This window comes from Staphylococcus sp. FSL W8-1268 (assembly GCF_038003965.1).
Lineage (GTDB): Bacteria > Bacillota > Bacilli > Staphylococcales > Staphylococcaceae > Staphylococcus > Staphylococcus hominis.
This window is the reverse complement of record NZ_JBBOQE010000001.1, coordinates 1186160-1210293: the sequence shown is the minus strand read 5'-3', so window position 1 is coordinate 1210293 and position 24134 is coordinate 1186160. Positions and strand designations below refer to the sequence as shown.

General features: G+C 29.3%; 27 protein-coding genes and 1 riboswitch. Of the genes, 1 reads left to right on the top strand and 26 read right to left on the bottom strand.

Going from position 1 to position 24134, the window contains the following annotated elements; genetic code table 11:
• Window positions 1–147: 147 nt before the first annotated feature.
• Entirely contained in the window at window positions 148–534 is a 387-nt protein-coding gene (locus NST64_RS06210) for a rhodanese-like domain-containing protein (protein ID WP_002449897.1), read from the top strand.
• An 83-nt stretch (window positions 535–617) separates the two neighbouring features.
• Here NST64_RS06210 and gcvPB read toward each other — a convergent pair whose 3' ends face one another.
• The 26 genes from gcvPB to rpoD all read right to left on the bottom strand — a co-directional run bounded on the left by gcvPB (window position 618) and on the right by rpoD (window position 24020).
• Window positions 618–2096 (bottom strand): aminomethyl-transferring glycine dehydrogenase subunit GcvPB, encoded by a 1479-nt coding sequence (gene gcvPB, locus NST64_RS06205; RefSeq protein ID WP_002455299.1) that lies wholly within the window; start codon window positions 2094–2096, stop codon window positions 618–620.
• Window positions 2083–3435 (bottom strand): aminomethyl-transferring glycine dehydrogenase subunit GcvPA, encoded by a 1353-nt coding sequence (gene gcvPA / locus NST64_RS06200; protein WP_002455298.1) that lies wholly within the window; start codon window positions 3433–3435, stop codon window positions 2083–2085. Before gcvPA ends, gcvPB begins: the two co-directional genes overlap by 14 nt.
• Window positions 3436–3451: 16 nt before the next feature.
• A complete protein-coding gene (gene gcvT, locus NST64_RS06195; RefSeq protein ID WP_002488553.1) occupies window positions 3452–4543 on the bottom strand; it encodes a glycine cleavage system aminomethyltransferase GcvT in 1092 nt (363 codons plus the stop codon).
• A 73-nt stretch (window positions 4544–4616) separates the two neighbouring features.
• Window positions 4617–4738, bottom strand: a riboswitch (glycine riboswitch).
• Window positions 4735–5244, bottom strand: coding sequence for a shikimate kinase (locus NST64_RS06190; protein ID WP_002449809.1), 510 nt, complete (start codon window positions 5242–5244; stop codon window positions 4735–4737). (Overlaps the previous riboswitch by 4 nt.)
• Before the next feature lie 164 nt (window positions 5245–5408).
• A complete protein-coding gene (locus NST64_RS06185) occupies window positions 5409–5906 on the bottom strand; it encodes a competence protein ComG (protein ID WP_002449908.1) in 498 nt (165 codons plus the stop codon).
• Between the two features lie 191 nt (window positions 5907–6097).
• Window positions 6098–6532: a competence type IV pilus minor pilin ComGD gene (comGD, locus tag NST64_RS06180; RefSeq protein ID WP_107632516.1), complete on the bottom strand. Its 435-nt coding sequence runs from the start codon at window positions 6530–6532 to the stop codon at window positions 6098–6100.
• Window positions 6522–6833, bottom strand: coding sequence for a competence type IV pilus major pilin ComGC (gene comGC, locus NST64_RS06175; RefSeq protein WP_002449700.1), 312 nt, complete (start codon window positions 6831–6833; stop codon window positions 6522–6524). Before comGC ends, comGD begins: the two co-directional genes overlap by 11 nt.
• A gap of 18 nt (window positions 6834–6851) precedes the next feature.
• A complete protein-coding gene (comGB, locus tag NST64_RS06170; RefSeq protein ID WP_002455292.1) occupies window positions 6852–7916 on the bottom strand; it encodes a competence type IV pilus assembly protein ComGB in 1065 nt (354 codons plus the stop codon).
• Window positions 7888–8862 (bottom strand): competence type IV pilus ATPase ComGA, encoded by a 975-nt coding sequence (gene comGA / locus NST64_RS06165; protein ID WP_002449861.1) that lies wholly within the window; start codon window positions 8860–8862, stop codon window positions 7888–7890. Before comGA ends, comGB begins: the two co-directional genes overlap by 29 nt.
• Before the next feature lie 50 nt (window positions 8863–8912).
• Window positions 8913–9539 carry an MBL fold metallo-hydrolase gene (locus tag NST64_RS06160; protein ID WP_002449717.1) on the bottom strand — a complete coding sequence of 209 codons (627 nt, stop codon included), beginning with the start codon at window positions 9537–9539 and terminating at the stop codon, window positions 8913–8915.
• Window position 9540: 1 nt separating this feature from the next.
• Window positions 9541–9864: an MTH1187 family thiamine-binding protein gene (locus NST64_RS06155; protein WP_002449910.1), complete on the bottom strand. Its 324-nt coding sequence runs from the start codon at window positions 9862–9864 to the stop codon at window positions 9541–9543.
• Entirely contained in the window at window positions 9864–10850 is a 987-nt protein-coding gene (locus NST64_RS06150) for an ROK family glucokinase (RefSeq protein WP_002449785.1), read from the bottom strand. The genes NST64_RS06155 and NST64_RS06150 overlap by 1 nt, the downstream gene beginning before the upstream one ends.
• Complete coding sequence (locus NST64_RS06145) at window positions 10847–11050, bottom strand: YqgQ family protein (RefSeq protein WP_037555982.1); 204 nt, start codon at window positions 11048–11050, stop codon at window positions 10847–10849. Before NST64_RS06145 ends, NST64_RS06150 begins: the two co-directional genes overlap by 4 nt.
• Window positions 11034–12491, bottom strand: a complete 1458-nt coding sequence (locus NST64_RS06140; protein ID WP_002449916.1) for a rhomboid family protein — start codon at window positions 12489–12491, stop codon at window positions 11034–11036. Before NST64_RS06140 ends, NST64_RS06145 begins: the two co-directional genes overlap by 17 nt.
• Window positions 12491–13042, bottom strand: a complete 552-nt coding sequence (locus NST64_RS06135) for a 5-formyltetrahydrofolate cyclo-ligase (protein ID WP_002449726.1) — start codon at window positions 13040–13042, stop codon at window positions 12491–12493. Before NST64_RS06135 ends, NST64_RS06140 begins: the two co-directional genes overlap by 1 nt.
• Window positions 13043–13250: 208 nt before the next feature.
• Window positions 13251–13400, bottom strand: a complete 150-nt coding sequence (gene rpmG, locus NST64_RS06130; protein WP_002449881.1) for a 50S ribosomal protein L33 — start codon at window positions 13398–13400, stop codon at window positions 13251–13253.
• A 122-nt stretch (window positions 13401–13522) separates the two neighbouring features.
• Window positions 13523–15568, bottom strand: coding sequence for a peptidoglycan D,D-transpeptidase FtsI family protein (locus NST64_RS06125; protein WP_002449757.1), 2046 nt, complete (start codon window positions 15566–15568; stop codon window positions 13523–13525).
• A 129-nt stretch (window positions 15569–15697) separates the two neighbouring features.
• Window positions 15698–16300, bottom strand: coding sequence for a superoxide dismutase (locus NST64_RS06120; RefSeq protein WP_002449767.1), 603 nt, complete (start codon window positions 16298–16300; stop codon window positions 15698–15700).
• A 231-nt stretch (window positions 16301–16531) separates the two neighbouring features.
• Window positions 16532–16954: a Fur family transcriptional regulator gene (locus NST64_RS06115; protein WP_002455286.1), complete on the bottom strand. Its 423-nt coding sequence runs from the start codon at window positions 16952–16954 to the stop codon at window positions 16532–16534.
• A 3-nt stretch (window positions 16955–16957) separates the two neighbouring features.
• A complete protein-coding gene (locus NST64_RS06110) occupies window positions 16958–17803 on the bottom strand; it encodes a metal ABC transporter permease (protein ID WP_002449745.1) in 846 nt (281 codons plus the stop codon).
• Between the two features lie 56 nt (window positions 17804–17859).
• Window positions 17860–18636, bottom strand: coding sequence for a metal ABC transporter ATP-binding protein (locus tag NST64_RS06105; RefSeq protein WP_049418413.1), 777 nt, complete (start codon window positions 18634–18636; stop codon window positions 17860–17862).
• 120 nt (window positions 18637–18756) lie between these two features.
• On the bottom strand, window positions 18757–19647 hold the full coding sequence (locus NST64_RS06100) for a deoxyribonuclease IV (protein ID WP_002449740.1): 891 nt from the start codon (window positions 19645–19647) through the stop codon (window positions 18757–18759).
• A 9-nt stretch (window positions 19648–19656) separates the two neighbouring features.
• Complete coding sequence (locus tag NST64_RS06095; protein ID WP_049418417.1) at window positions 19657–21003, bottom strand: DEAD/DEAH box helicase; 1347 nt, start codon at window positions 21001–21003, stop codon at window positions 19657–19659.
• Between the two features lie 24 nt (window positions 21004–21027).
• On the bottom strand, window positions 21028–22131 hold the full coding sequence (locus NST64_RS06090) for a Nif3-like dinuclear metal center hexameric protein (protein ID WP_049336094.1): 1104 nt from the start codon (window positions 22129–22131) through the stop codon (window positions 21028–21030).
• Complete coding sequence (locus NST64_RS06085; RefSeq protein ID WP_002449878.1) at window positions 22121–22810, bottom strand: tRNA (adenine(22)-N(1))-methyltransferase; 690 nt, start codon at window positions 22808–22810, stop codon at window positions 22121–22123. The genes NST64_RS06090 and NST64_RS06085 overlap by 11 nt, the downstream gene beginning before the upstream one ends.
• A 103-nt stretch (window positions 22811–22913) precedes the next feature.
• A complete protein-coding gene (rpoD, locus tag NST64_RS06080; RefSeq protein ID WP_002449793.1) occupies window positions 22914–24020 on the bottom strand; it encodes an RNA polymerase sigma factor RpoD in 1107 nt (368 codons plus the stop codon).
• Window positions 24021–24134: the final 114 nt, after the last annotated feature.

Genomic DNA, 24134 nt, shown 5'->3' with positions numbered 1-24134 from the left:
AAAACTCCAATCACAACTTAATTTATATAAATTCAACGTTAATATTACGTTAGAATGTATCAATAATATGAAACAATAAAAAAATTTTGATAAATTGAGCTAACACCTTTATAATTAATAATATCGGTTAATTAGGGAGGATGCAATATGAATGTATCTTTGATTATAGCATTAATAATTATAGTTTTAATAATCCTTTACATGGTTGGAAATTTCTTTCTTAATCGACGAGCTGTAACTGAACTAGATCAAAACGAATTTCATAAAGGTTTAAGAAAAGCCCAAGTCATTGATGTACGTGAAAAAGTTGATTATGATTATGGTCATATTAATGGTGCTCGCAATATTCCAATATCTATGTTTAGACAAAGATTTCAAGGTTTACGTAAAGATCAACCTGTATATCTTTGTGATGCAAATGGTATTGCCAGTTATCGTGCTGCTCGCATTTTGAAAAAAAATGGATATAAAGATTTATACATGCTTAAAGGCGGCTATAAAAAATGGACTGGTAAAATTAAAACTAAAAAATAATTATCAGAAATAAAACTCTCAAGAAATTTCTTGAGAGTTTTATTATTTCTGAAATTAAATCATCCATTAAACTATTTACAATATTAAAGTTTTTCTTGATGTAAATCTTCAAATTTAAGAATAGGTTTACGAGCTGCAGTTGTTTCATCCAATCTATCAATGATAGTTGTATGAGGTGCTTCTAATACGTTATCAGGATTACTTTCAACTTCGTCTGCAATTTGAAGCATTGCATCAATGAAGTAGTCTAAAGTTTCTTTAGATTCAGTTTCGGTTGGTTCAATCATCATACCCTCTTCCACATTTAGCGGGAAGTAAATTGTTGGTGGATGTACACCAAAGTCTAGTAAACGTTTTGCCATATCCAGAGTACGGACACCATATTCTTTTTGTTTAGATCCACTTAAGACAAATTCATGTTTACAATATTGTTCATAAGGGATTTCATAACGATCTTTTAATCGTGCTTTAATGTAGTTCGCATTTAAGACAGCTGCTTCAGACACTTCTTTTAATCCTTGTGCACCCATAGTTCTAATATACGTATAAGCTCTTAAATAAATACCAAAGTTACCATAAAATGGTTTTACCCGACCGATTGAATTTTCAATATCATTATCATATTTAAATGTATCACCGTCTTTAATCACCATTGGTTTTGGTAAATAACTTGCTAATTCTTTTTTTACGCCGACTGGACCTGAACCAGGACCACCACCGCCATGAGGACCTGTGAAAGTTTTATGCAAGTTTAGGTGCACAGCATCAAATCCCATATCTCCAGGGCGAACTTTATCCATAATAGCATTTAAGTTTGCTCCATCATAATAGAGTAACCCGCCTGCTTCATGAACAATTTCACGAATCTCCATAATATTTTTTTCAAAGATACCTAAAGTATTTGGGTTAGTTAACATAATAGCAGCGGTATTTTCATTAACGACACGCTTTAAGTCTTCGATATCAACTTCACCGCGTTCATTAGATTTAACAGTTACTGATTTAAATCCAGCAAATGAAGCTGATGCAGGGTTTGTACCATGTGCAGAGTCTGGAACAATAACTTCATTACGATGGCCTTCACCATTTTTTATATGATATGCTTTAAAAATCATTAAAGCTGTCCACTCACCATGAGCACCTGCTGCTGGTTGTAGAGTTACTTCATCCATACCTGTAATTTCTTTTAGTTCTTCTTGTAAACTATAAATAATTTCTAATGAACCTTGAATTTGTTCTTCCTCTTGTAGTGGATGAGATTCTGCAAATCCAGAAATACGAGCAACTTTTTCGTTGATTTTTGGATTATATTTCATAGTACAAGAACCTAAAGGATAAAATCCAGAATCTACCCCAAAGTTTTTATTCGAAAGTTCCGTGTAATGACGTACTAAATCTAATTCTGCCACTTCAGGAAACTCTGCTTTATTTTTACGAATAAATTTATCATCTAAAATACGTTCAACAGAGTCAGTTTTAATATCACTTTGCGGTAAAGAATATGCATATCTACCTTCTCTAGATCTTTCAAAAATTAATGGACTAGATTTACTTACTGTCATTTAGCTCACCAGCTTTCTCAACAAATGTATCAATCTCTTCTTTAGTTCTTAATTCAGTAACAGCAATTAACATATGATTGTCAAAGTCTGATGAAACTTCACCTAAGTCAAAGCCTCCGATGAAACCATGTTCTGCTAATTTTTTATTTACATTTTTGATAGGTTGATCAAACTTAACAACAAATTCATTAAAAGATGTACCATCTAGGACTTCAAAACTGTTATTTTTAAATTGATTTTTAGCATAATTAGCATGTTCTAAGTTTTGAACCGCAATATCATAAATACCTTGTTTACCAAGAGCTGACATAGCAATTGAGGATGCTAAAGCATTCAATGCTTGGTTTGAACAAATATTTGATGTGGCTTTATCACGACGAATATGTTGTTCACGAGCTTGTAAAGTAAGAACAAATCCTCTATTACCTTCATCATCTTGCGTTTGTCCTACTAATCTGCCAGGAACTTTACGCATTAACTTTTTAGTAGTAGCAAAGTAACCACAATGAGGACCGCCAAATTGAGTAGGAATACCAAATGGTTGTGTATCACCAACAACAATATCTGCTCCAAATTGTCCTGGAGGTGTTAAAACGCCTAATGCTAATGGGTTAGAATAAACAATGAATAACGCTTTTTTATTTTCAATATAAGAATGAATTTTTTCTAAATCTTCAATTGTTCCATAGAAGTTAGGGTATTGTACAGCAACTGCTGCAGTATCATCATCAATTGCTTGTTCTAATTTTTCTAAGTCAGTAATCGTTCCATTTAAATCAACTTCAACAATTTCAAATTCTTTTCTTACTTTAATATATGTTTTTAATACTTGTAGAGCCTGATAATGGAGACCTTTAGATACTACAATTTTGTTCTTTTTAGTATGATTAAAAGCTAATATACAAGCTTCGGCAAAGCTAGTTATGCCATCATACATAGATGAATTTGCGACATCCATTTGAGTAAGTTCACAAATTAATGTTTGGAATTCAAAAATTGCTTGTAGTTCACCTTGAGAAATTTCAGGTTGGTAAGGTGTATAAGCAGTATAAAATTCAGAACGAGAAATCATAGCGTCTACTACTGCAGGTGTGTAATGATCATATACTCCTGCACCTAAAAAACTCACATGTGTTTCTTTAGTAATATTTTTATTTGCAATAGTATTCAATCTTCTTAAAAGTGAAGTTTCAGCTTCTGCACTATCTATATTTAAATCTCTATTAAGTAAAATATCTTTTGGAATATCTCCAAAGAGCTCGGTAATTGAATTTGCTCCAATTGTTTCTAACATTTCTTTTTTATCTTTATCAGTTAATGGTATATAACGATGACTCACATTGCACACCCCTTAGTTATTTTTCGATTTGGTTTTTCTTAACAATTTTAGCTTTTAATTGTCTTTTACGAACTTGAACTAGTAATTCTTTACCTAACTCAAATTCATCACGATCAATAATAGCCATAGCAATTGATTTTCCTGAAGAAGGTGATTGAGTTCCTGAAGTAATTTCACCTATTTCTTTTCCGTCAAGATTCATTACTGTATAACCCGTTCTTGCAATGCCTTTATCTATAAGTTCTAAACCCACAGTACGTCGTTTTGACCCATTCTCTTTTTGATCTTTTAAAACAGATTTACCAATAAATTCATCTTCAATTAAAGGTTTAGCAGCAAAACCAATTCCACCTTCATAAGGCGTGATTGATTCAGTGAGATCTTGTCCATGAAGAGGTAAACCAGCTTCTAATCTAAGTGTATCTCTTGCACCTAAACCACAAGGTACAACGCCTTTATCAATAAAACCATTCCAAATGTCAACTGTATCATTTGAATTACAATAAATTTCAAAACCATCTTCACCTGTATATCCAGATTGAGATAAGATAACATTTTTTCCAAAGATAGTTACATTTTGTTTGAATTCAAAAGGCTTCATTTCACTTACATCAACATCAACAAGTTCACTTACTAAAGTTCTTGCTTGAGGACCTTGAATCGCTAATTGACCATATTGTTCAGACACATTTGTTACAGCAGCATTAAATTTAGATTGATGTTTTTGAATCCATTCGAAATCCTTATCAGTATTGGCTGCATTAACAATTAATAAGTATTTGTTATCAGCAATTTTATATGTTACTAAATCATCAATAATACCACCCTCATCATTACATAAAGCTGTATATTGAGCTTTAGTTTCAGATAAATTAGTAGTATCATTTGAAAGTAAATATTGAACAAATTTACTAGCATTTTCACCTTCAATTAAAATTTCTCCCATATGACTTACATCGAACATACCCACTTTGTATCTAACTGCGTTATGTTCTTCTTTAATACTAGTAAATTGGACAGGCATAGCCCACCCACCGAATTCAACTATTTTAGCACCACTATTTACATAAGTTTCATATAATGGTGTCTTTTTTAATTCGCTTGTCATTTAAAAACCCCCTATTTTATAAAAAAAGCAGAGTAGCAGAAGCTACCCTGTCTAAATAACAAATCCAGGACTGCGTAACAGTATTATCCTTTTGCCTGAGAGTTTCGTAGTTTACTTGCACCTTCGGCGATAACATGACATAATTTCAAAACAACTATAGAATCAGTTCAAGTTATTCTCTCTAATACTGATCATTCGCATGGTATATGATTTAAAATTGTTTTATATACACATTCAATTGTTTTACTACTATCTACTTTTGTGGATGCGATTTCATTATATCTTGAAACTCTCGATAAATACAAGTCTTTTAATTGTTTTTCACTTTTGTTTTTCGCATTTGGTCTATGTGGATCATTAGCAATTCTATGATAGATAATATCAATATCACAATCTAACCAAATAACTGTTTTATTTTTTAAAAGTGAGATAGAATCATCGTTTTCTATAATCCCTCCTCCCGTTGATATAATATCGTATTTACCAATACAATCCTTTAAATAGTTATATTCTAACTTACGAAATCCTTTTTCACCAATTTCATTAAAAATATCTGGTATTGTTTTAAATTCTTTCATTTCTATATATGTATCTAAATCAATATATGAATAGTATAATTTTGAAGCCAAATATTCACCAATAGTACTTTTACCAGTACCCATAAAGCCTGTTAATATAAGTGGTAAATAAGAATGAGTCATCCTAATCACCTCTCTTAAGTTTATCACTTATTATACTATCATAATATATTTGAATATTATGTATTGTTTTTAATTTTATACTATATTGAGCAGAATAAGTAGATATAATTATCAAATATATACTAAGAATAAATAATGTATAGCTACTTATATATCCTTTCATTTTATAAAAATAAGTTTTTTTCATAGTAGTCGTTTTTATCACCTATTTTTAGATTTAATTTTATGATGTTAGAAGGTAAAATTTGAAATTCTGCATTGATGACGTTATTTAGTAAAACGATATTGCCATTTCCATTAATTTTGTAAAATAGTTTGTTGTTTTTAAATTCTATATAATCTTTAGACGATTCATTATCAATGATAATTGTATGTTTATCCTTAATTATAAGGGCATGATGTTTTTTCGAAATAATTTGAGTTATATTTGTCTGAAAAAAAGCATATTCTGTTTGATAACTATTATATGACTCGTATAAATAGGAATGAGTCAATTTAATTAATTGAGGAAAAAATGTTAACATCATTGTTGTTAAAAATAATGAAACTAACATTTCTATTAAAGTGAACGATTTTAATTTAATATTTAACGCATGATTCGATTTCAGTTTCTTTGTGAAGTCCACATATTTTATTGGAATAAAGTTTAATATGATAATCACCTAAATTTATACCTTTTGAAATGGTTTTTTTATCATAATGGTTGATACTACTCATTATGGTTTGCTTGATTTCAACAATTTGGTATTCTCTTTTTAATGTATGATTTAAACTGATTAGTAGTGGAATTAAAGTAAAAACTATAGTAGTGAATATATATAAGCTAAATAAACTATCGATGAGTAACACTGCTTTAAATTTTAAAATATCTAATTCTTCCTTTTTCAATATTAATGATTAATTTATATTGATGTTGATTAATTTTCAATATTAAAGAGCCAAACTGATTTGTTCTTCCTTCTTTATTAAAAGTAATTTTCCCTAAATTTTTAACTTCAACTATTTTTCCATCTTCAATATTGTAATTGTACCGACCACCATGTGCTTCTATTACTTTTATAATTGAGGAATGTTTTGAAATTAACAATGTAATAGATTGATGATTACGCATCGCTTTAGATTTAAAATATTCTAATTGATTAACAAATTGTGTTGCTTTTATATCGTCTGACAAAGAAATATTGTTAAATACATTTACCCTTAACGTTACATTAAGTAAGATTGTTAAAATCAAAATGATTAATAGGCTCTCTATAAAAGTGAATGATTTAATACTCTTACTCTGCAACTGCTTCTCCATTTTTAATACTGATAGTTTCTCCAGACTTACAAGATGATTGCCCTTGTTTTATAAACCCTTCAGTTATTAAGTTCTCAATAGAATTAGGAACTCTATTATGTTTTAAAGTATAAGCTTCAATTTGACTATTGACCATTTTCACTTGTGCTTCACATCCTGTTGATTGAATATGTGCCATTTGTTTAGCTATGTTTGGAATAATAAGAATGAGTAAAACACTAATTATTAATAGTACAAGTAACATCTCGATTAAAGTAAAAGCTTTTAATTTATGTTTGAATTTTTTCATAAAAACCTCCATTTTACTTTATTTAATATTTTGCATAAGTTGGAACATGGGTAACATGATTACTAGATACAAGCTGACTATAAAGGCTCCTAAGAATATAAATACGATAGGTTGGATCATTTTTGATTGTTTTAAAGCTGTTTGTTGGAGCCTTTGAATTAATATTTGACAATACATTTTCAACTCAATATCTAATTTATTGTTTTTCTCACCTTGCTTAATAAACTGTATTAAATCATATTGATAACATGGTATTTTAATCAAAATATTGGGTAAATTAATGCCTCTATTTAGTTCATTTTGAATAACGATACCAATATAATTCAAAAATGAGTTGTTTTGTAGATGAATGTACATATCTACGACTTGTTGAATACTAATACCATTTTTATAAAATAAAGCTAAATCATTAGCAAGTTGATATGTTTTTATAGTCGAATAATAAAAACGTACAATTGGTATGTAAGAAATGAATGTAAGTTTTTTGGATATATCTAATTTATTAAGAAAGATAAATATAATGATGGATAAAGTTAGTAAAGTAGAAAAAACAAAAAGAAAAATTTGTGGTAAATGACTAATTAAATATGTAATAATAGTTTGTGATAAATTGAGTTTAACATCCATCATTGAATACAGATGTTTAAATTGAGGTAAAACTGTATAATTTAATATACTTAACATAGTTATAAATATTGCAATTAAAATAATGGGATATTGAATAGCTTTTAATATTCGTTGTTTAGCTTGAAGATTTGTTTTTAAATAATTCATTGCTTCCTCTAGTGCTTCATTTATATTCCCATATTTCTGCGCAAATTGAATTTGAGTGATAATAGATTTAGGATAGCCTATTAATTCTAATATTTGATCGCATTCTCCTCCCGTTTTTATTATTTTAACTATCTTATTTGCTATATTTTTATTTTTATAATTAAAATACAAATTTATAAAATTAAAACATTCTAATAATGTAAATCCACTTTTAAGTAAGTTATTCAAATTATTTAGAAGTATAATTTGTTGATTTTCGCTAAGAACTTTAGAATGTTTGTTAAATATATTTTTCAACCACATCTTCACATATAAGACCTTCTTTCGATAGCGATAACAATTTTTCTTTTAAATTATTAAATGTCTCAGGAAGCGTATGGTTATGTTCAAAAAAATATTGAATTTGATTATTTGTAATAGACTCACAAACAAGCTTTCTTTGATTTAAAGTAGTTGTAACTAATCTTTGATTTGAAATGACATTTATTGCTTGTGAAATTTCTTGAACACTAATCCCCATCTCTAACAATCTGAGTATTGCGCCCTTACAATTGCTTGAATGCATAGTGGTTAGTACTAAATGACCACTTAAACTTGCTTGAATAACACATTTTGCCACTTCAGCATCTCTAATTTCACCAATTAAAATAACATCTGGATCACATCTTAATATTGCTTTAAATGAATTAACATAATCTATACCAGCTTTATGATTTACTGACACTTGTGTTATGCCTTTTAATAATTGTTCAACAGGATTTTCTATTGTAATAACATTTAAATTTAATTCTTGAAAAGCATAGAGTACTAATTGATACATCAAAGTACTTTTACCTGAACCTGTTGGACCAGTAAGTAAAATGAGACCTTGCTTTTTATTCATTAGAGGTTTAAAGTCATTAAAGTCTTTATACTCTCTTTTAGAAGTGAAATATTGAGGGATAAGTCTGATAACACAACTTTCTATTCCTAATGACAAAGGTAAAGTAGAAATTCTTAAATAAAATATTGATTTAGCATGATAAGTATATCTACCACTTTGAGCTACTTGATGTGTTGATACATCTAAATTTGCTTTAAATTTCATATAAATTAATAATTTTTCATAAATGTCATTACTAAATATTTCATACGTCTCTAACCTATCATTCACTCTGAATTTAATATGTACTTTATCCTCTGAAGGAATAAAGTGTACGTCACTTGCATTTTTTGAAATTGCTTTATTAATTATTTCTTGAAATAATAATTTCAAAAAAACACCTCCTACATATATAAACGTAAGAGGTGTTTAAATTACTTTTTTTATTGTCCATCTAAATATGGATTGAGTTGTTCATCATCTACCGTAGTGTATTGACCGTGACCTGGGAATAAAGGCAAATCTCCGTCTAATTCAAATAATTTGTCTTTAATTGAGTCTACTAATGTTTCATAGTCTCCTCTATATAAGTCTGTTCTTCCAATACCGTTATTAAATAATGTATCTCCGACTACTGCAAAATCGTCAAAAACGTAAGTTAAACTTCCTGGTGAATGACCTGGTGTATGAATAACATTAAATTTAAATTCATCAATTGTAAAATTACCTTCATCTAAAGCAATTGGTTGAGCTTTACTAGTAGTGAGTGGCATACCATATTGTTTAAACTTTGAAGAACCATTTTTTTCAGGATCAGTTAAGAAAGAAAATTCTTCTTTATGCATATAAACAGGTACATCATATTTGGATAATACATCATCTAAAGCACCAATATGATCAAAATGAGCATGTGTAAGTAATATTGCTTTCAAAGGTTTATTGATTTGATTTAATTGCTTAAATATTTTATCAGATTCTCCGGCAGGGTCAACTAATAATACACTGTTATCGCTTTCTATAAAATATGCGTTTGTATCAACTAATCCTAAAGATAAATTAGAAATTCTCATATTACTCACCTTGTTTATCTAAGTGTTTTTGAACAGATTTTAACTTATCATTCATTTTACGAGACTTATCTCTTCTATCATCAATACGGATATTTGTACATACTCTATTTAATCCTTTATCAAATGGTAATTCGTGAATTGCTTGAACTACTTCAAATAAATCTTTAAGATCACCTTCGATAAGCGTATTCATAGGTGTTAATTGATAGTCAATTTTACCTTGTTTTTTAAATTCTTCTAGTTTCATTTGGATTTCTGCAATATATTTACTAACACTTGGACCTTCCGTTCCAACTGGTATAACAACTACATCAACAATAGCCATTATTTAACACCATCCTTTTCAATTATATATGTTTTTATTAGTCCAGCAGCACCAGTGATACCAGCATCATTTCCAAGTTTTGCTTGGACAATTTCAGTATCTTTTTGAGCAGGAGTAAATGTTAAATTATGATATTCTGTTTTAATATTTTCAATTAATATTAATCCTGCTGTAGACATTCCTCCACCTAAAACAATATATTTAGGATTGCTTGTAGCACTAATTATACTACATAAATAAGCGATATGATTTGCGACCTTCTCTGTTATAAATATGCAGAATTGATCTCCTGCTTTTGCTGCATCAAATACAGCTTTAGCAGTTACTTTATTTTCTTTTATAAGTGATAAAATAGATGATTTAAAAGTAAGTTTAGGATAATAAAAATTGACTAAATTAACAACTCCAGTAGCTGAAGCAACAGTTTCAATACATCCTGATTTGCCGCAGTTACAATTAAAACGTTGATCAAAATCAGTTCTAATATGACCTATTTCCGCACCTGAACCATTATGACCATGTACAATTTCACCATTTGAAATGATACCTCCACCAAGACCAGTACCAAGTGTAATAGCAACTACATCATTTGCACCTTGACCCGCACCTTTATGCTTTTCACCTAGTGCAGCTACATTTGCATCATTATCAACATATACAGGACAATCTATAAATTCACTAAAAATCTCTCTCACATTTACATTTCCAGGCCAATGTAAATTAACAGCCCCATGTACGATTCCCGTTTCAAAATCAACAGGACCGGGAACTCCTATACCAACTCCGATAACATTTTGAAGATCAAAGTGATAAGATTCAGTTGCTTCTTTAAAAGAATCAAAGACTTGCCTTAATAATGTTCGACCTGTATGGTCTGAAGTATCGGTTTCAATAGACCATTTATGTAATCGTTCTAATTTCGTATCAAAGATACCTAGTTTACATGTTGTTCCACCTATATCAGCTGCTAAAATAATATTTTTCATTTATGCTCATTCCTTCTTTGATTAATTATTAAAATACATTTTAGATATTCTTCTTTTGATAAAAGATCATAATTGTAAAGAGAACGTATTTCTTGTTGCATCATTTCATACATATCTTCTTTATCTTTAAAATATATAATAAAACCATAACGTTTCAAAAGTTGCAAGACATCATAAAAATTGTTAATTTTTAGATTCATTACTATCTTTCAATTCTTTTTCTAAATTTTTATAGCTTTGGTTGTTGCCATCAATTTTTAAAGCTTTTTTTATATATTTTAAAGATTTATCGTTATCATTTAATGCTCTATTAGCTATGGATAATTCATAGTTTAGTAATGCAGAGTTAGGATGACTTCTTAGGCCTCTTTCCCAATCAGCCATTGCTTCTGCTTTAGAACTTTTAGTAGCAGTTATTAAACCCTTTAAGTAATATGTTTCATCATCATCGTATCCTTTATTGATTGTATGTTCAACAATTGATAAAGCATCATCATAATTATAAGATATCATTTCGTCTTTAATAAGTTTATCGTAAATATTTTCCTCTTTAATTGAAAATATTCTAATTTGTAATAAAACAAAAAGTACTAATAATAAAATTAAAAATAACCAAAATAAATTACGGTTCTCATGAAAATAATAGCCTATTAATGTAATAAGGAAACCACCTATGAAACCACCTAAATGAGCCATTAAATTAATGTTCGACATAAATAGCGAGACAAAAATCAATATTAATACAACAACTAACAATTGTATTATCATTTTCTTATTAAAAGTCTTACTTAAGTACATCATCGTTAAAATAGCTCCTATAAGACCAAAAATAGCTCCACTTGCACCAACAGATATGGTACTTATATTAAAGGATAACGAAGCAAAGTTTCCAAATAAACCAGAAATTAAATAGATACCTAACATTTTATATGGACCAACGATAGTCTCTACAATTTTACCAAAAATGAATAAAGATAGCATATTCATTAAAATATGTTCAAAATTAAAATGTAAAAACATCGAGGTAATAAGACGGTACCACTCTCCGTGCACTACATTGAAGTGTACTAATCCCCCAACATCTAGTAACTTAATATCTGAAAAATGATTTAGATAAATCTTCATATATAACCATATTAGAACGTTTATAGCTATAAGTGTATAAGTCATTGGTGAAAACATCATCATATACTTATCAACAAGATTCGTATTAAGTACACGTTTTTTATAATCCAACGATGATTTTTTTTCTTTTTTATTAATGCGCTTTTTTAAAATAAAATTAGGCATTGTATTTTCTAAGTCTTTTTCATTAGTGATACTATGATAAATCAACTTAGTAGGATGCATTTCATCGAGATGATCAATATTCATCGATGTTTCTAAAAAGTAGAAGAACTCGACTTTTTTAATTTTAAATCCTAACTTTTTTTGTAAATTCTCTTTATGATCATTTATTTTAGATTTGTCGAAGCGTATCTCTTGAGTTGAACTCACTTCTTTTCTAAATACAATAAGTTCTTCTTTTTTCTTATTGGATAACCAAATTTCATTTGTATTTTTATCTGTGTGTTCTAATTTATAGTTAAAATATTTGATCCAATAATAAATTGATTTCCAATATAGTTTATCAATATTCATTAATTCCTCCCAAATTTAGTATTACATATAATTAAATTATCTACAGGTTGATCATGTTTTTCCACATCGAAATCTGATATTTGGAAGTCATATATAAGACTAATCGAGTTAATATCGTGTTGATTTAGAAATTTATCATAGTAACCTCCTCCGTATCCTATACGAAAACCATTTGTTTGAAAAGCTATTCCAGGTACAATAAGTAAGTCCATGTCATTACTAATAGATGTATCTTCATTAACATAATTAATACCTTTATCATCGGTAGCTATTGATGACAAATCTAATAGTTGTTTAAAATTCATATTACGACTTCTGTAATCTGTATCGGGCACAAAAATTTGTTTTCCATTATCTAAAGCGAAAGTAATAATATTGTATGTATTAATCTCGTGTGGCATAGACAAAAATATACCGATACGATGTGCTTTTTTAAATTTTTCATTTTCAATTAATTGTTTCATTAACCAAATATCAGCTTTACGCTTATTTTTTTTATCAAAGTCTTTCATTTGTGATAAAATATTTTTTCTAATTTGCTTTTTACCCATTCTTTCTCCCATCCTTTAATATATTATAACGTTATTATATAGTGATGTCATTTATGATAATTCAAATTATTTTAAGTTAAAAAATATATTAATCTATATAAAATAAATATAATTGCTAATTATATATTTAAGATGATTAATGGTTGAATGATCTACTAAAGTAAAAAAGGTTGGAACAATTTTGTTCCAACCTTTTTTACTTTTAATATTATTTAGTTTCACGATGTAGAGTTTGTTTGTTATCACGTGAACAATATTTTTTCATTTCAATACGTTCAGGATTGTTTCTTTTATTTTTAGTAGTAATGTAGTTTCTGTCACCACATTCAGTACAAGCTAATGTTACGTTTACGCGCATGATTATACCTCCTTACCTTTTCTAAATACGACTTTATTATCATACCACTTAGACGATTAATTGAAAAGTATTAATTTTTACTAGTATTAAGTAGAAAAGCATCTTATCAACGGTTATTAAAATTATTTTTCATTTTTAAAGTAGTAATTAATGATATCTCTTCCTAAATCTCCCCCATTTAACCATGGTGGTGGAACAGGTTGATTAGTATATACGATAGAAAAAGCTAATTTAGGATCTTTAATAGGCGCATAACCTATATATGTTGAGTTAACTCTAGATTGTCCATTTTGATAAACTTCAGCAGTACCAGTTTTACCAGCTGATGGAACAACAGTTTTATGGAAGCTTGCATAGCCTGTACCATCTTTTTCATTGAAAGCCATCTTGAATCCTTGTTTTACTTCATCTATCTCATCTTGAGAATTATTAACTTTATTTAGTATATTACCTTTAATTTTATCTTTTACCGGTCCTACTTGATCACTATTTGTTGCGTCATGTATAGCTAAACCAATGTGCGGTTGTACTCTGTAACCATTATTTGCAATTGTAGATATATATTGTGAAAGTTGAATAGGTGTATAAGTATCATACTGACCTATTGATAAATCTAAATAATTGCCTGGATTATTAGTTAATGGTTCAATTTGACCAATTGTTTCATTAGGTAAATCGATACCTGTTTTAACACCTAATCCTACTTGATTTAGACCTTTTCTTAGTTTTTGACCAGCTTCTTCAATATTATTAGGTAAACTCATACCACTTGAGTAAGGATCACCAGCTAGTCTTAAAGCAGTTTTAAACATATATACGTTTGAAGAATGCATTAATGCTTCTTTGTCGTTAATTAGGACTTTGCCATTTTGGTTAAAGTAAGAACGTTTAGTTAGTCCGCCTCTAAAGTGTAAAGGTTCATCAATCATTTCTTCACCGACTTTGATAGTATGATTTTGATAACCAGTTAATAAGGTTGCTCCTTTAACAGAAGAACCGACTGCAAATTGGCCAGTAAAGTTACCTAAATCATAATCTAGCAGTTCACCATTTTTATCAATTTGTCTTCCAGCCATTGCAAGAATATCACCATTTTTAGGATTTTGAACAACTACAAGCGCATTGTCCATGTTGGTTGCTCCTTGACTACGCAGTGTTTTTATTTCGTTTTCTAACAGAGACTCAACTTTTTTCTGTAAATCAATGTCAATTGTTAGTTGTAAATCATTTCCACGTGACCCAGGGTTAATCACTTTAGAACTAATAACTTTACCAGATTTATCAGTAGTGTATTTCAGCTGTTTCTTTTTACCACGTAGAATGTCTTCATATTGATACTCTAGATAAGCTTTCCCTACCCTGTCATTTCTAGAATATCCTTTTGCTAAATACTGTTCAGTTAATTCTTTAGGAATACCCTCAGAAGGTGTAGAAACACTACCAAATATACTTCTTAAAGTTTCACCATATGGATATTTTCGATCCCAGTCCATTGAAGTATTGACACCAGGTAAATTATCCAATTGTTGAGAAACAGCAGCATATTCCTTTTCACTAACATCTTCATTTTTTATCATTTGCGGATCAAGTGTAGATCCAGATGACATTTCTCTATATATAGCTAACACTTGTAAATCATGCTTAGATAAACTATTTAATTGAGTATTTTTAATTTTACTATGTAATTGTTTATCATACTGTTCTTGACTTATGCTACCATTGTTAAGCATAGTTGTTTCTTTTTTCATTAATTTATTAACTTCTTTTGGATGATTTTGTATCCAAAAGTCTTGTTTATCTTGCTTTGTAATCTTATCAGTATTCATTGTAATGAGTTTAGCTAATTTTTTAGCGGTATTTAACATGTCTTGTTGACTTGTTTTTCTAGAACGCGTGTAGGTAATTGCTAATTTCGAAGCATTATCAACTAAAATCTTGCCATTTCTATCTAGTATTCTTCCTCGTGGTACGGACTCATTGACAGTAATATTCTCATCATTTTTCACTAATTGACTATAATGTGCACCTTGTGCAATTTGTAAATATCCTAGTCTTAGGACAATTAATACGAAAATCAAAACAATTGCACCAAATATAAAACGAATTCGTTTATTCATCGTATGTTTTATTTTTTCATCATTTGATTTTTCTTTTAATCTTTTAAGCAAGACAACCGACCTCAATTATTAATCATGTATACTTATAAATGATATATGAAATTGTATAATTTTTCTATATTTTTCATAAAAAAAGTGATCTCCTAAAAAGAGATCACTAATAAATACTTTTTTTATTTATTATTTTGTAGCAGCATTGTATAACTCGTCTACTTTTTCCCAATTTACAACATTCCAGAAAGCACTGATATAATCTGGACGTTTATTTTGATATTTAAGATAATAAGCATGTTCCCAAACATCTAAGCCTAAAATTGGAGTTTTTCCTTCAGTAATAGGGTTATCTTGATTTGGAGTAGTAACAATTTCTAATTTTCCATTATTTACTACTAACCAAGCCCAACCTGAACCAAAACGTGCTGCAGCTTTATCAGCGAATTCTTTTTTAAACTCATCTAAAGAACCCCATTGTTCTTTAATTTTATCAACTACAGTACCTTTTTCTTCAGAATTAGGAGTTAATAATTCCCAGAATAATGAGTGATTTAAATGACCTCCACCATTATTACGTACTGCTGTTTGAATATTTTCAGGTACACTATCTAAATTTGCAACAATTTCTTCAATTGATTTAGATTCTAAATCAGTACCTTCAACTGCAGAGTTTAATTTTGTAACATAAGTGTTATGATGTTTGTCATGATGAATTTCCATTGTTTCTTTGTCGATATGTGGTTCTAATGCATCTGCTGCATATGGTAAATTTGGTAATTCAAAAGCCATAAATAATCATCCTCCTAAATTATCTTCACATAAATCATAACAAGCTATATGATGTACAACAAATCATTTGCTTTAAATATTATTCACATAGTTGTCATATTTCTTATTATACTCTTTTTATATCTCATTTTAGTAGTTTTTAAACATTATATTTCAATATTAGTAAAAATTCAGACTTTTGACCTATAAAAAAACTGAGACGCTTATTTACGTCTCAGAACATATCTCATTTTAATTTATACCTTTATTATGGCAAGTTTCACATATACCATATACTTCTAATTTATGAGTATGAATATCTACATTAGGTAGAAATTGCTTAACTTGCTCAATTGGACAAAAATCTATTACTTTTGTATCTCCACAATTTTCACATATAAAATGATGATGATGGTGATTAGTACAAGCGATTCTAAATTTCATTTCTCCATCTAATTCTGTACTTTCAACAATATTTAAATCTTTAAAAAGATGAAGATTACGATAAATAGTATCAAAAGATATACCTGGATAATCATTGTCTAATTGTTGTTGTATATATTTAGCATTAATATATTTATCTTCATTAACAAAGATATTAATCATATCTTCTCTTTTCTTAGTATATTTTAACCCATTGTCTTTTAAAATTTTAATAGCGTCGTTTGTATTCATAATTTAATGCTCCTTTTTGGCAGTTCGTTTAGTTTTCTGTAGTAACATCGTTATTCCTAAAATTAGAACTAATAATACCACGATGACACCACCAGGAGATATATTAATATAAAATGCTAAGGTAAGTCCTAGAATGACAGAACATTCACCTATAATAATACTTAAGATAATCAACTGTTTAAATCCTTTAGTTAATCGCATTGCTATAGCCACAGGTAATGTAATTAATGCACTCACAAGTAAAATTCCTACTACTCTCATTGATGCAGAAATAACCATAGCAACAATCGTTATAAATAAAAACTGAATCCATTTTGGAATATTAATAACCTTACTATATTCCTCATCAAAAGATAAAATAAATAATTCTTTGTATAATAAAAGAATGAATAATAATACGACGATTGAAATGATCGTAATTGTGACTAAGTCACTTAAATTTACAGCACTAATTGATCCGAATAATAATCCAACAATTTCTTGATTGAACCCATCAGCTAGAGAAATAAAAATTGCGCTTAATGCAATTCCAGCACTCATTATAATTGGAATTGCAATTTCTTGATAGTTTGAATACGAAGTTCTTAATTTTTCTATAAGTAAAGCTCCAACTATTGCAAAGATTATACCAAACCACATAGGGTTTATAAATACTAATACTGGTGATAAGGTAATAATAAACATTCCAAACGAAATACCGCCTAGTGTGACGTGACTTAAAGCATCAGCAATTAATGATAATCGCCTTACCACTATAAATGCACCAATTAAAGGTGCAATAAAACCAATCAATATCCCACTTAAAAGTGAATATCTCATAAAATCAAAGTTTAACAATGCTTCAATCATGATATTCACCTCTTAATTTAATCCATATACTTATCATAATTAACTCCTATTTAAAATTATGCTTCACAGCATGAACGATTATGTTGATGATCAACAAATTTAATTGGATGACCATATATTTTTGAAATTTCAACTTCATCAAGAGACTTAAATTCTTCAGTAGAACCGTGGAAATGAAGATGTTTATTTAAGCAAGCGACTTTTGTAGCTGTGTCTACCACAACGCCTATATCATGAGTAACTAAAATAATCGTTATACCTTCTTCTTTTAAATGTTGCAAGGTGGCATAAAATTCATTCACATGTTTTGCATCAATCCCATTTGTCGGTTCGTCTAATACTAAGACAGATGGATTTGAAATTAAAGCGCGTGCAATTAGTACACGTTGTTGTTGTCCACCTGATAATTCTGCAATATTTTTATTCTTTAGATGATGAATATTTAAACGATGTAAGACATTATCTACTTGTTGTTCATCATTTTTATTAAACCACTGAAAAATTCTTTTCGTTTTAGTTAAACCACTTAAAACAACTTCTTTCACACTAGCAGGAAATCCTGCAGTAAAAGCATTGGCTTTTTGAGACACATAACTAATTTTTAATGCAGATTGAGTATTTTTTTTATAAGATTTCCCGTCAATGTATATTTCACCGCGTTGTAATGGTAATAAGCCAAGAATAACCTTTAAAAGAGTAGATTTTCCTGCTCCATTAGGACCAACAATTGCAAGAAAGTCACCTCTATTAATTTGGATATTAATGTTTTCTAATACTTGTTTATTATCAAAATAATAATCAATATTTTTTAATTCAAAAACAGGTTGATTCATCTTTTCACCTCGCTAAATACTATACAATTATATATGTTTTTTGTAAATAGTAATGTTTACGAATTAAAATAAGAGTAAGATAGTCTCTTTGTAGATTATGCTATCTTACTCTTATTTTAATTATTGATTCAATATTTTTTCTTTTAATTTAGGATCAAAAATTTGAGATTTTAACATTTCAATTTCAAAGCGATAAGGCGGCTTTTTATTTTTCTTATCTTCTCCTACATAAGGAGTTTCAAGGATTTTAGGAATGTCTTTAAAAGCTTCATGATGTACCACATTATTCAAGGCATCAAAACCAATATATCCAAATCCAATATTTTCATGTCGGTCTTTATGTGCACCTTGTTCATTTTTACTATCATTTACATGAACAACTTTAATACGGTCTATTCCAATAATTTTATCAAACTCATTCAAAACGCCATCAAAATCATTTTTGATATTATAACCAGCATCATGTGTATGACAGGTATCGAAGCAAATAGATAACCGATCGTTATGTGTCACACCATCAATAATGCGAGCAAGTTCTTCAAAACTACGTCCAATTTCTGTTCCTTTTCCAGCCATTGTTTCAAGTGCAATTCGTACATCATGATCATGTGTTAACACTTCATTTAATCCTTTAATAATCTGATTAATTCCTTTATCTGCACCAGCACCTACATGTGCACCTGGATGTAAGACAATATCTTTCGCTCCTAAAGCTTGCGTACGTTCAATCTCATTTTGAAGGAAATTAACACCTAATTCATAAACTTCAGGTTTCGTTGTATTTCCTATGTTTATTATGTAAGGAGCGTGTACAACAATATTTGATAAACCATATTGTTCCATAACTTTATGCCCTTTTTCAATATTTAAATCGTTTATACTTTTTCTTCTTGTATTTTGAGGTGCACCTGTATAAATCATAAATGTTGATTCACCAAATTGATGTGCTTCTTCGGCCGATCCTTCTAACATTTTTTTACCACTCATTGATACATGTGAGCCAATTAACATTTGTTTCACCTAACCTTTTTTATTGTTTTTTCGTTGTTGTCTACTACGTTGTTTACTGTATTGCTTTCTTTCTTGTCGTTTCATTCTTTCTACTTCTTGTTTAAATTTCTTTTTATAACCTGGTTTAACTTTATTTTTAGATTTACTTCTTACTTTATGTTTTACTTGATTTGTTAAATGATCATCTTTACGTTCGCGTTTATGACGTGTATTGTGCGCTTTGATTGGCTTAAGTTCTCCATTTTTAATATCAACATTATCAAAGTGGTAGCCTTTATCTTCAATAAGAGAAATATTATGTTCTTCATCTGGGCTATATAATGTTAGAGCCACGCCTTTATAATTTCCACGTCCTGTTCTACCCACTCTATGAGTAAAGAAATCAATATCATTAGGAACATCAAAATTCACTACATGACTAACGCCTTCAATATCAATTCCTCTTGAAGCTAAATCACTTGCAATAACATATTGGAAATCTAAATTCCGAATACGTTTCATTTGTTGTTTACGTTCTCTTGGTGTTAAACCGCCATGAATCATACCAACTTTAATGCCAGACTCATTAAGAGATTGAGCAAGTTCATTTGCATTTTCTCTACTGTTACAAAAAATAATACATAGATATGGATTTAGTATATCAATTAATTGCAAAGTTTTATCAACTTTTTCAGTTCCTTTAGTAGGAATCAAATAAAATTCAATATTTTTTTTATTTTGGGATTTGTTATCAACTACAACATATTCAGGGTGACTAAGATACTTATTTAAAAACGGTTCTAATGATTTTGGAATTGTTGCACTAAAGACTGCAATATTAGCATTTTCATCTAAACGAGCAGCAATATAGTCAACATCTTCTATTAAGCCTAAATCAATGAGTAAATCTGCTTCATCGATAATTAAATATGATGCCTTATGAATATGCAAATGTCCACTCTGAGCTAAATCATTGATTCGTGTTGGTGTACCAATCACTAATTGAGGTTGTTGATTTGTTCGTTGTTTATCTTTCTCTATGTCAGTACCACCAATAAATAAACTTACTTTAATATCTGATTGAAAACTAGCTAGATGACTAGCCACTTTATACAATTGTTGTGCTAATTCACGAGTTGGTGCAACAACAATACTTTGAGGTTCTTTAATGTCAGTATTAATTAAATCTATTAAAGGTAATAAAAAGGCGTGTGATTTGCCAGTACCGGTTTGTGATTGACCAATTAAATTGGTTCCTTTTTTTATACGTGGAATAATTCTGTTTTGAATTTCAGTAGGTTTATTAAAATTTAAATCTTTAACTGCATCAATAAGATTTGTATTTAAATTAAATAATTCAAATGGATGATTAGCCATTCATCTGGCCTCCTTTGTATAATTTTAAATATAATTAAATGGATCTGTATTTATTTCTGAAGCTTCTATATTAAACTGCTTACTCTCATTACTAAATAACCATTGTCCTAGTAAGCCTTTAAGTCCTTCTTTCATAACGTACTCACTATAATGATTGATATCTAATAAATGAATGCCATTAGTTTTAGCATCAAGTGCATCATGATGTTTTATGTCTCCAGTAACGAAAACATCTGCTCCCTTTTTAAAAGCACTAGTTTCAAAACCGATACCAGCACCTCCGATAATAGCAACTGTTTTAATTAACGCTTCTGAAGGACCTGTATAACGAACGCTAGGAATATTTAAATGTGCTTTAGCATATTTAGCAAAATCTTCTAAATTTAACGGCTCATTTAGTTCGCCTATTTTTCCAAGACCATAATTAGCAGATGTCGTCATCTTAATAAAATCATATACAGGTGTTTCATAAGGATGGTAATTAATAATTGCATTTTTAGCAATATTTAATTGATCTTTACGAATCATAAATTCTAGCTTCACTTCATTTACATATTCAATTCGATTTAGTTCTCCAATATGAGGGCGAGCCTCTCCAACTGGTTTGAATTGACCTTTACCTTTGGACTCAAAGAAACAATATTCATAATTCCCTTCTTTTGCTAAACCAATATTATTAATATGATATTTAAATGATTCTAGATTTTCTTCGGGAATGTAAGTTTGTACTTTATAGTAAAATGATTCTTCTTCATTTAAAAATCTAATATTAGTTAAATTTAATTTTTTTGCTAGCATCTCATTGACACCATCAATGTGATTATCTAAATTGGTGTGCAAAGCAATAAGTTGAATATCATTTTGAATAAGCATGTGTATTAATTTACCATATCCATCATTAACTAATGATTTAATACCTTTAAAAATTAAAGGGTGATGGGCAATAATTGTATTGTATCCTTTGCTAATTGCCTCTTCTATTACTTCCATTGTGCAATCTAATGCTGTCAAAATACCTGTTATCTCTTTAGTGTCATCTCCAATTAATAAACCCACATTATCCCAGCTTTCAGCAGTTTTAAGGGGAACGTGTTGGTCAATAATTGACATTAGTTCTTTAATTTTCATTATAGAGTACCTCTCTTATCATTGATATCTCTTCTTCAATCTCTTCTAGTCTCTCACGATGTTGTATTGGATTCAATTGATTACGAATATGCTCTAAAGCTGCTAACTCTCTTTCCCACTTTTTTATAAAAATACCGTTTTTATTATTTAAAAGAATAGGACCAAATTTAAGTGATTTTTTATTAAGAAGATTAAGATTTTCTTTCCATTCACTAACTACAATTTCATAGATATGTCCTTTTTCTTCTAAAATTTCTTCAGCGATAATATCATAATTAAGATGTTGAAGTGTCTTGCGTAAGGTTTCAGTTTGAATATTACTTTGCAAAATTAGACGTGGATGATGTGCAAGTTTATCTTTACCTTCATCTAATATTTTCGCTATTAAAGGTCCACCCATTCCACAAATTGTGATATTATCTACTTTATCTTTCTCAGTTAGTATACTAAGACCATCACCTAATCGAACATCGATATGTTGAGTAAGTTGATGCTGTGCTACATTCTTTTTAGCAGCTGTATAAGGTCCTTTGATTACTTCGCCAGCAATAGCATCATCGCATAGATGATGTTGTAATGCATAAATAGGTAAATAAGCGTGATCAGAACCGATATCAGCTAATGAATTACTTAATAAGTATTGGCTTACAACTTTTAATCGATGATTTAATGATATCATTGTTATCTCCTTTATTATAAAAAGAGGCTAGGACATAGTATTGTCTTAGCCTCTAGTTTCTTTATACATAACATCTATCGTTAACTCAGATTCACCATTAATCTTAGTCCATAAAATCTTTAAGACGCTTGCTACGACTTGGATGTCTTAATTTTCTAAGCGCTTTAGCTTCGATTTGACGAATACGTTCTCTTGTAACACCGAACACTTTACCCACTTCTTCTAATGTTCTAGTTCGTCCGTCATCAAGGCCAAATCTTAAACGTAAAACATTTTCTTCTCTATCAGTAAGTGTATCTAAAACGTCTTCTAATTGTTCTTTCAATAACTCATAAGCAGCATGGTCAGAAGGGCTTTGTGCTTCTTGATCTTCAATAAAGTCTCCTAAGTGACTGTCATCTTCTTCACCTATTGGCGTTTCTAGGGATACTGGCTCTTGAGCTATTTTAAGTATTTCGCGAACTTTTTCAGGTGGTAAATCCATTTCTTCACCAATTTCTTCAGGAGCAGGATCACGACCTAAGTCTTGTAATAATTGTCTTTGTACACGAATAAGCTTATTAATAGTTTCAACCATATGCACAGGAATACGGATAGTACGAGCTTGGTCAGCAATAGCACGTGTAATGGCTTGTCTAATCCACCACGTAGCATAAGTAGAAAATTTAAATCCTTTACTAAAATCGAACTTTTCTACTGCTTTGATAAGACCCATATTCCCCTCTTGAATTAAGTCTAAGAAAAGCATACCACGACCAACATACCGTTTTGCAATACTTACAACTAATCGCAAGTTGGCTTCTGCAAGGCGAGATTTTGCTACTTCATCACCTTGTTCAATACGTTTAGCTAATTCAATTTCTTCTTGTGCACTAAGAAGATTTACACGTCCAATTTCTTTTAAGTACATTCTTACAGGATCATTAATTTTAACACCTGGAGGCGCACTTAAGTCATTTGGATTTAATTTTTCATCTGTATCTGAACTATCTTTTTCATTTACTAAACTAATATCGTTATCATTTAGTTGGTCAAAGAAATCATCCATTTGGTCGGAATCCATGTCAAAATTTTGCAGCTTTTCAGCAATTTCTTCATGACTTAGATGACCTTCCTTTTTACCTTTTTCAATTAATTGTTTTTTAACATCTTCTAATGTTAAAGTCGGATCAATTGTTTGTTTTTTGATTTTAACTTGGTTATCAGACATGAAAAGGCCTCCCAATCGTATTTTAAGCTTTCAATTAAGATATTTAATTATATAATAAATTATTATAATAAGAAAAGTATATTTTATAATAAACATGAAATATTATCATTCTAT

What these genes read in the sequence shown, in the direction of transcription:
- NST64_RS06140 (WP_002449916.1), bottom strand. Translation starts at nt 12,491, where the DNA reads ATGAATATTGATAAACTATATTGGAAATCAATTTATTATTGGATCAAA.
- NST64_RS06115 (WP_002455286.1), bottom strand. Translation starts at nt 16,954, where the DNA reads ATGAATACAAACGACGCTATTAAAATTTTAAAAGACAATGGGTTAAAA.
- NST64_RS06190 (WP_002449809.1), bottom strand. Translation starts at nt 5,244, where the DNA reads ATGACTCATTCTTATTTACCACTTATATTAACAGGCTTTATGGGTACT.
- comGC (WP_002449700.1), bottom strand. Translation starts at nt 6,833, where the DNA reads ATGAAAAAATTCAAACATAAATTAAAAGCTTTTACTTTAATCGAGATG.
- gcvT (WP_002488553.1), bottom strand. Translation starts at nt 4,543, where the DNA reads ATGACAAGCGAATTAAAAAAGACACCATTATATGAAACTTATGTAAAT.
- NST64_RS06105 (WP_049418413.1), bottom strand. Translation starts at nt 18,636, where the DNA reads ATGAATCAACCTGTTTTTGAATTAAAAAATATTGATTATTATTTTGAT.
- NST64_RS06090 (WP_049336094.1), bottom strand. Translation starts at nt 22,131, where the DNA reads ATGAAAATTAAAGAACTAATGTCAATTATTGACCAACACGTTCCCCTT.
- gcvPB (WP_002455299.1), bottom strand. Translation starts at nt 2,096, where the DNA reads ATGACAGTAAGTAAATCTAGTCCATTAATTTTTGAAAGATCTAGAGAA.
- NST64_RS06155 (WP_002449910.1), bottom strand. Translation starts at nt 9,864, where the DNA reads ATGGCTATTGTTGATGTAGTTGTTATACCAGTTGGAACGGAAGGTCCA.
- NST64_RS06085 (WP_002449878.1), bottom strand. Translation starts at nt 22,810, where the DNA reads ATGATATCATTAAATCATCGATTAAAAGTTGTAAGCCAATACTTATTA.
- rpoD (WP_002449793.1), bottom strand. Translation starts at nt 24,020, where the DNA reads ATGTCTGATAACCAAGTTAAAATCAAAAAACAAACAATTGATCCGACT.
- NST64_RS06095 (WP_049418417.1), bottom strand. Translation starts at nt 21,003, where the DNA reads ATGGCTAATCATCCATTTGAATTATTTAATTTAAATACAAATCTTATT.
- NST64_RS06100 (WP_002449740.1), bottom strand. Translation starts at nt 19,647, where the DNA reads ATGTTAATTGGCTCACATGTATCAATGAGTGGTAAAAAAATGTTAGAA.
- NST64_RS06160 (WP_002449717.1), bottom strand. Translation starts at nt 9,539, where the DNA reads ATGAGAATTTCTAATTTATCTTTAGGATTAGTTGATACAAACGCATAT.
- NST64_RS06135 (WP_002449726.1), bottom strand. Translation starts at nt 13,042, where the DNA reads ATGGGTAAAAAGCAAATTAGAAAAAATATTTTATCACAAATGAAAGAC.
- rpmG (WP_002449881.1), bottom strand. Translation starts at nt 13,400, where the DNA reads ATGCGCGTAAACGTAACATTAGCTTGTACTGAATGTGGTGACAGAAAC.
- NST64_RS06210 (WP_002449897.1), top strand. Translation starts at nt 148, where the DNA reads ATGAATGTATCTTTGATTATAGCATTAATAATTATAGTTTTAATAATC.
- NST64_RS06145 (WP_037555982.1), bottom strand. Translation starts at nt 11,050, where the DNA reads ATGAATCTAAAAATTAACAATTTTTATGATGTCTTGCAACTTTTGAAA.
- NST64_RS06150 (WP_002449785.1), bottom strand. Translation starts at nt 10,850, where the DNA reads ATGAAAAATATTATTTTAGCAGCTGATATAGGTGGAACAACATGTAAA.
- NST64_RS06110 (WP_002449745.1), bottom strand. Translation starts at nt 17,803, where the DNA reads ATGATTGAAGCATTGTTAAACTTTGATTTTATGAGATATTCACTTTTA.
- NST64_RS06120 (WP_002449767.1), bottom strand. Translation starts at nt 16,300, where the DNA reads ATGGCTTTTGAATTACCAAATTTACCATATGCAGCAGATGCATTAGAA.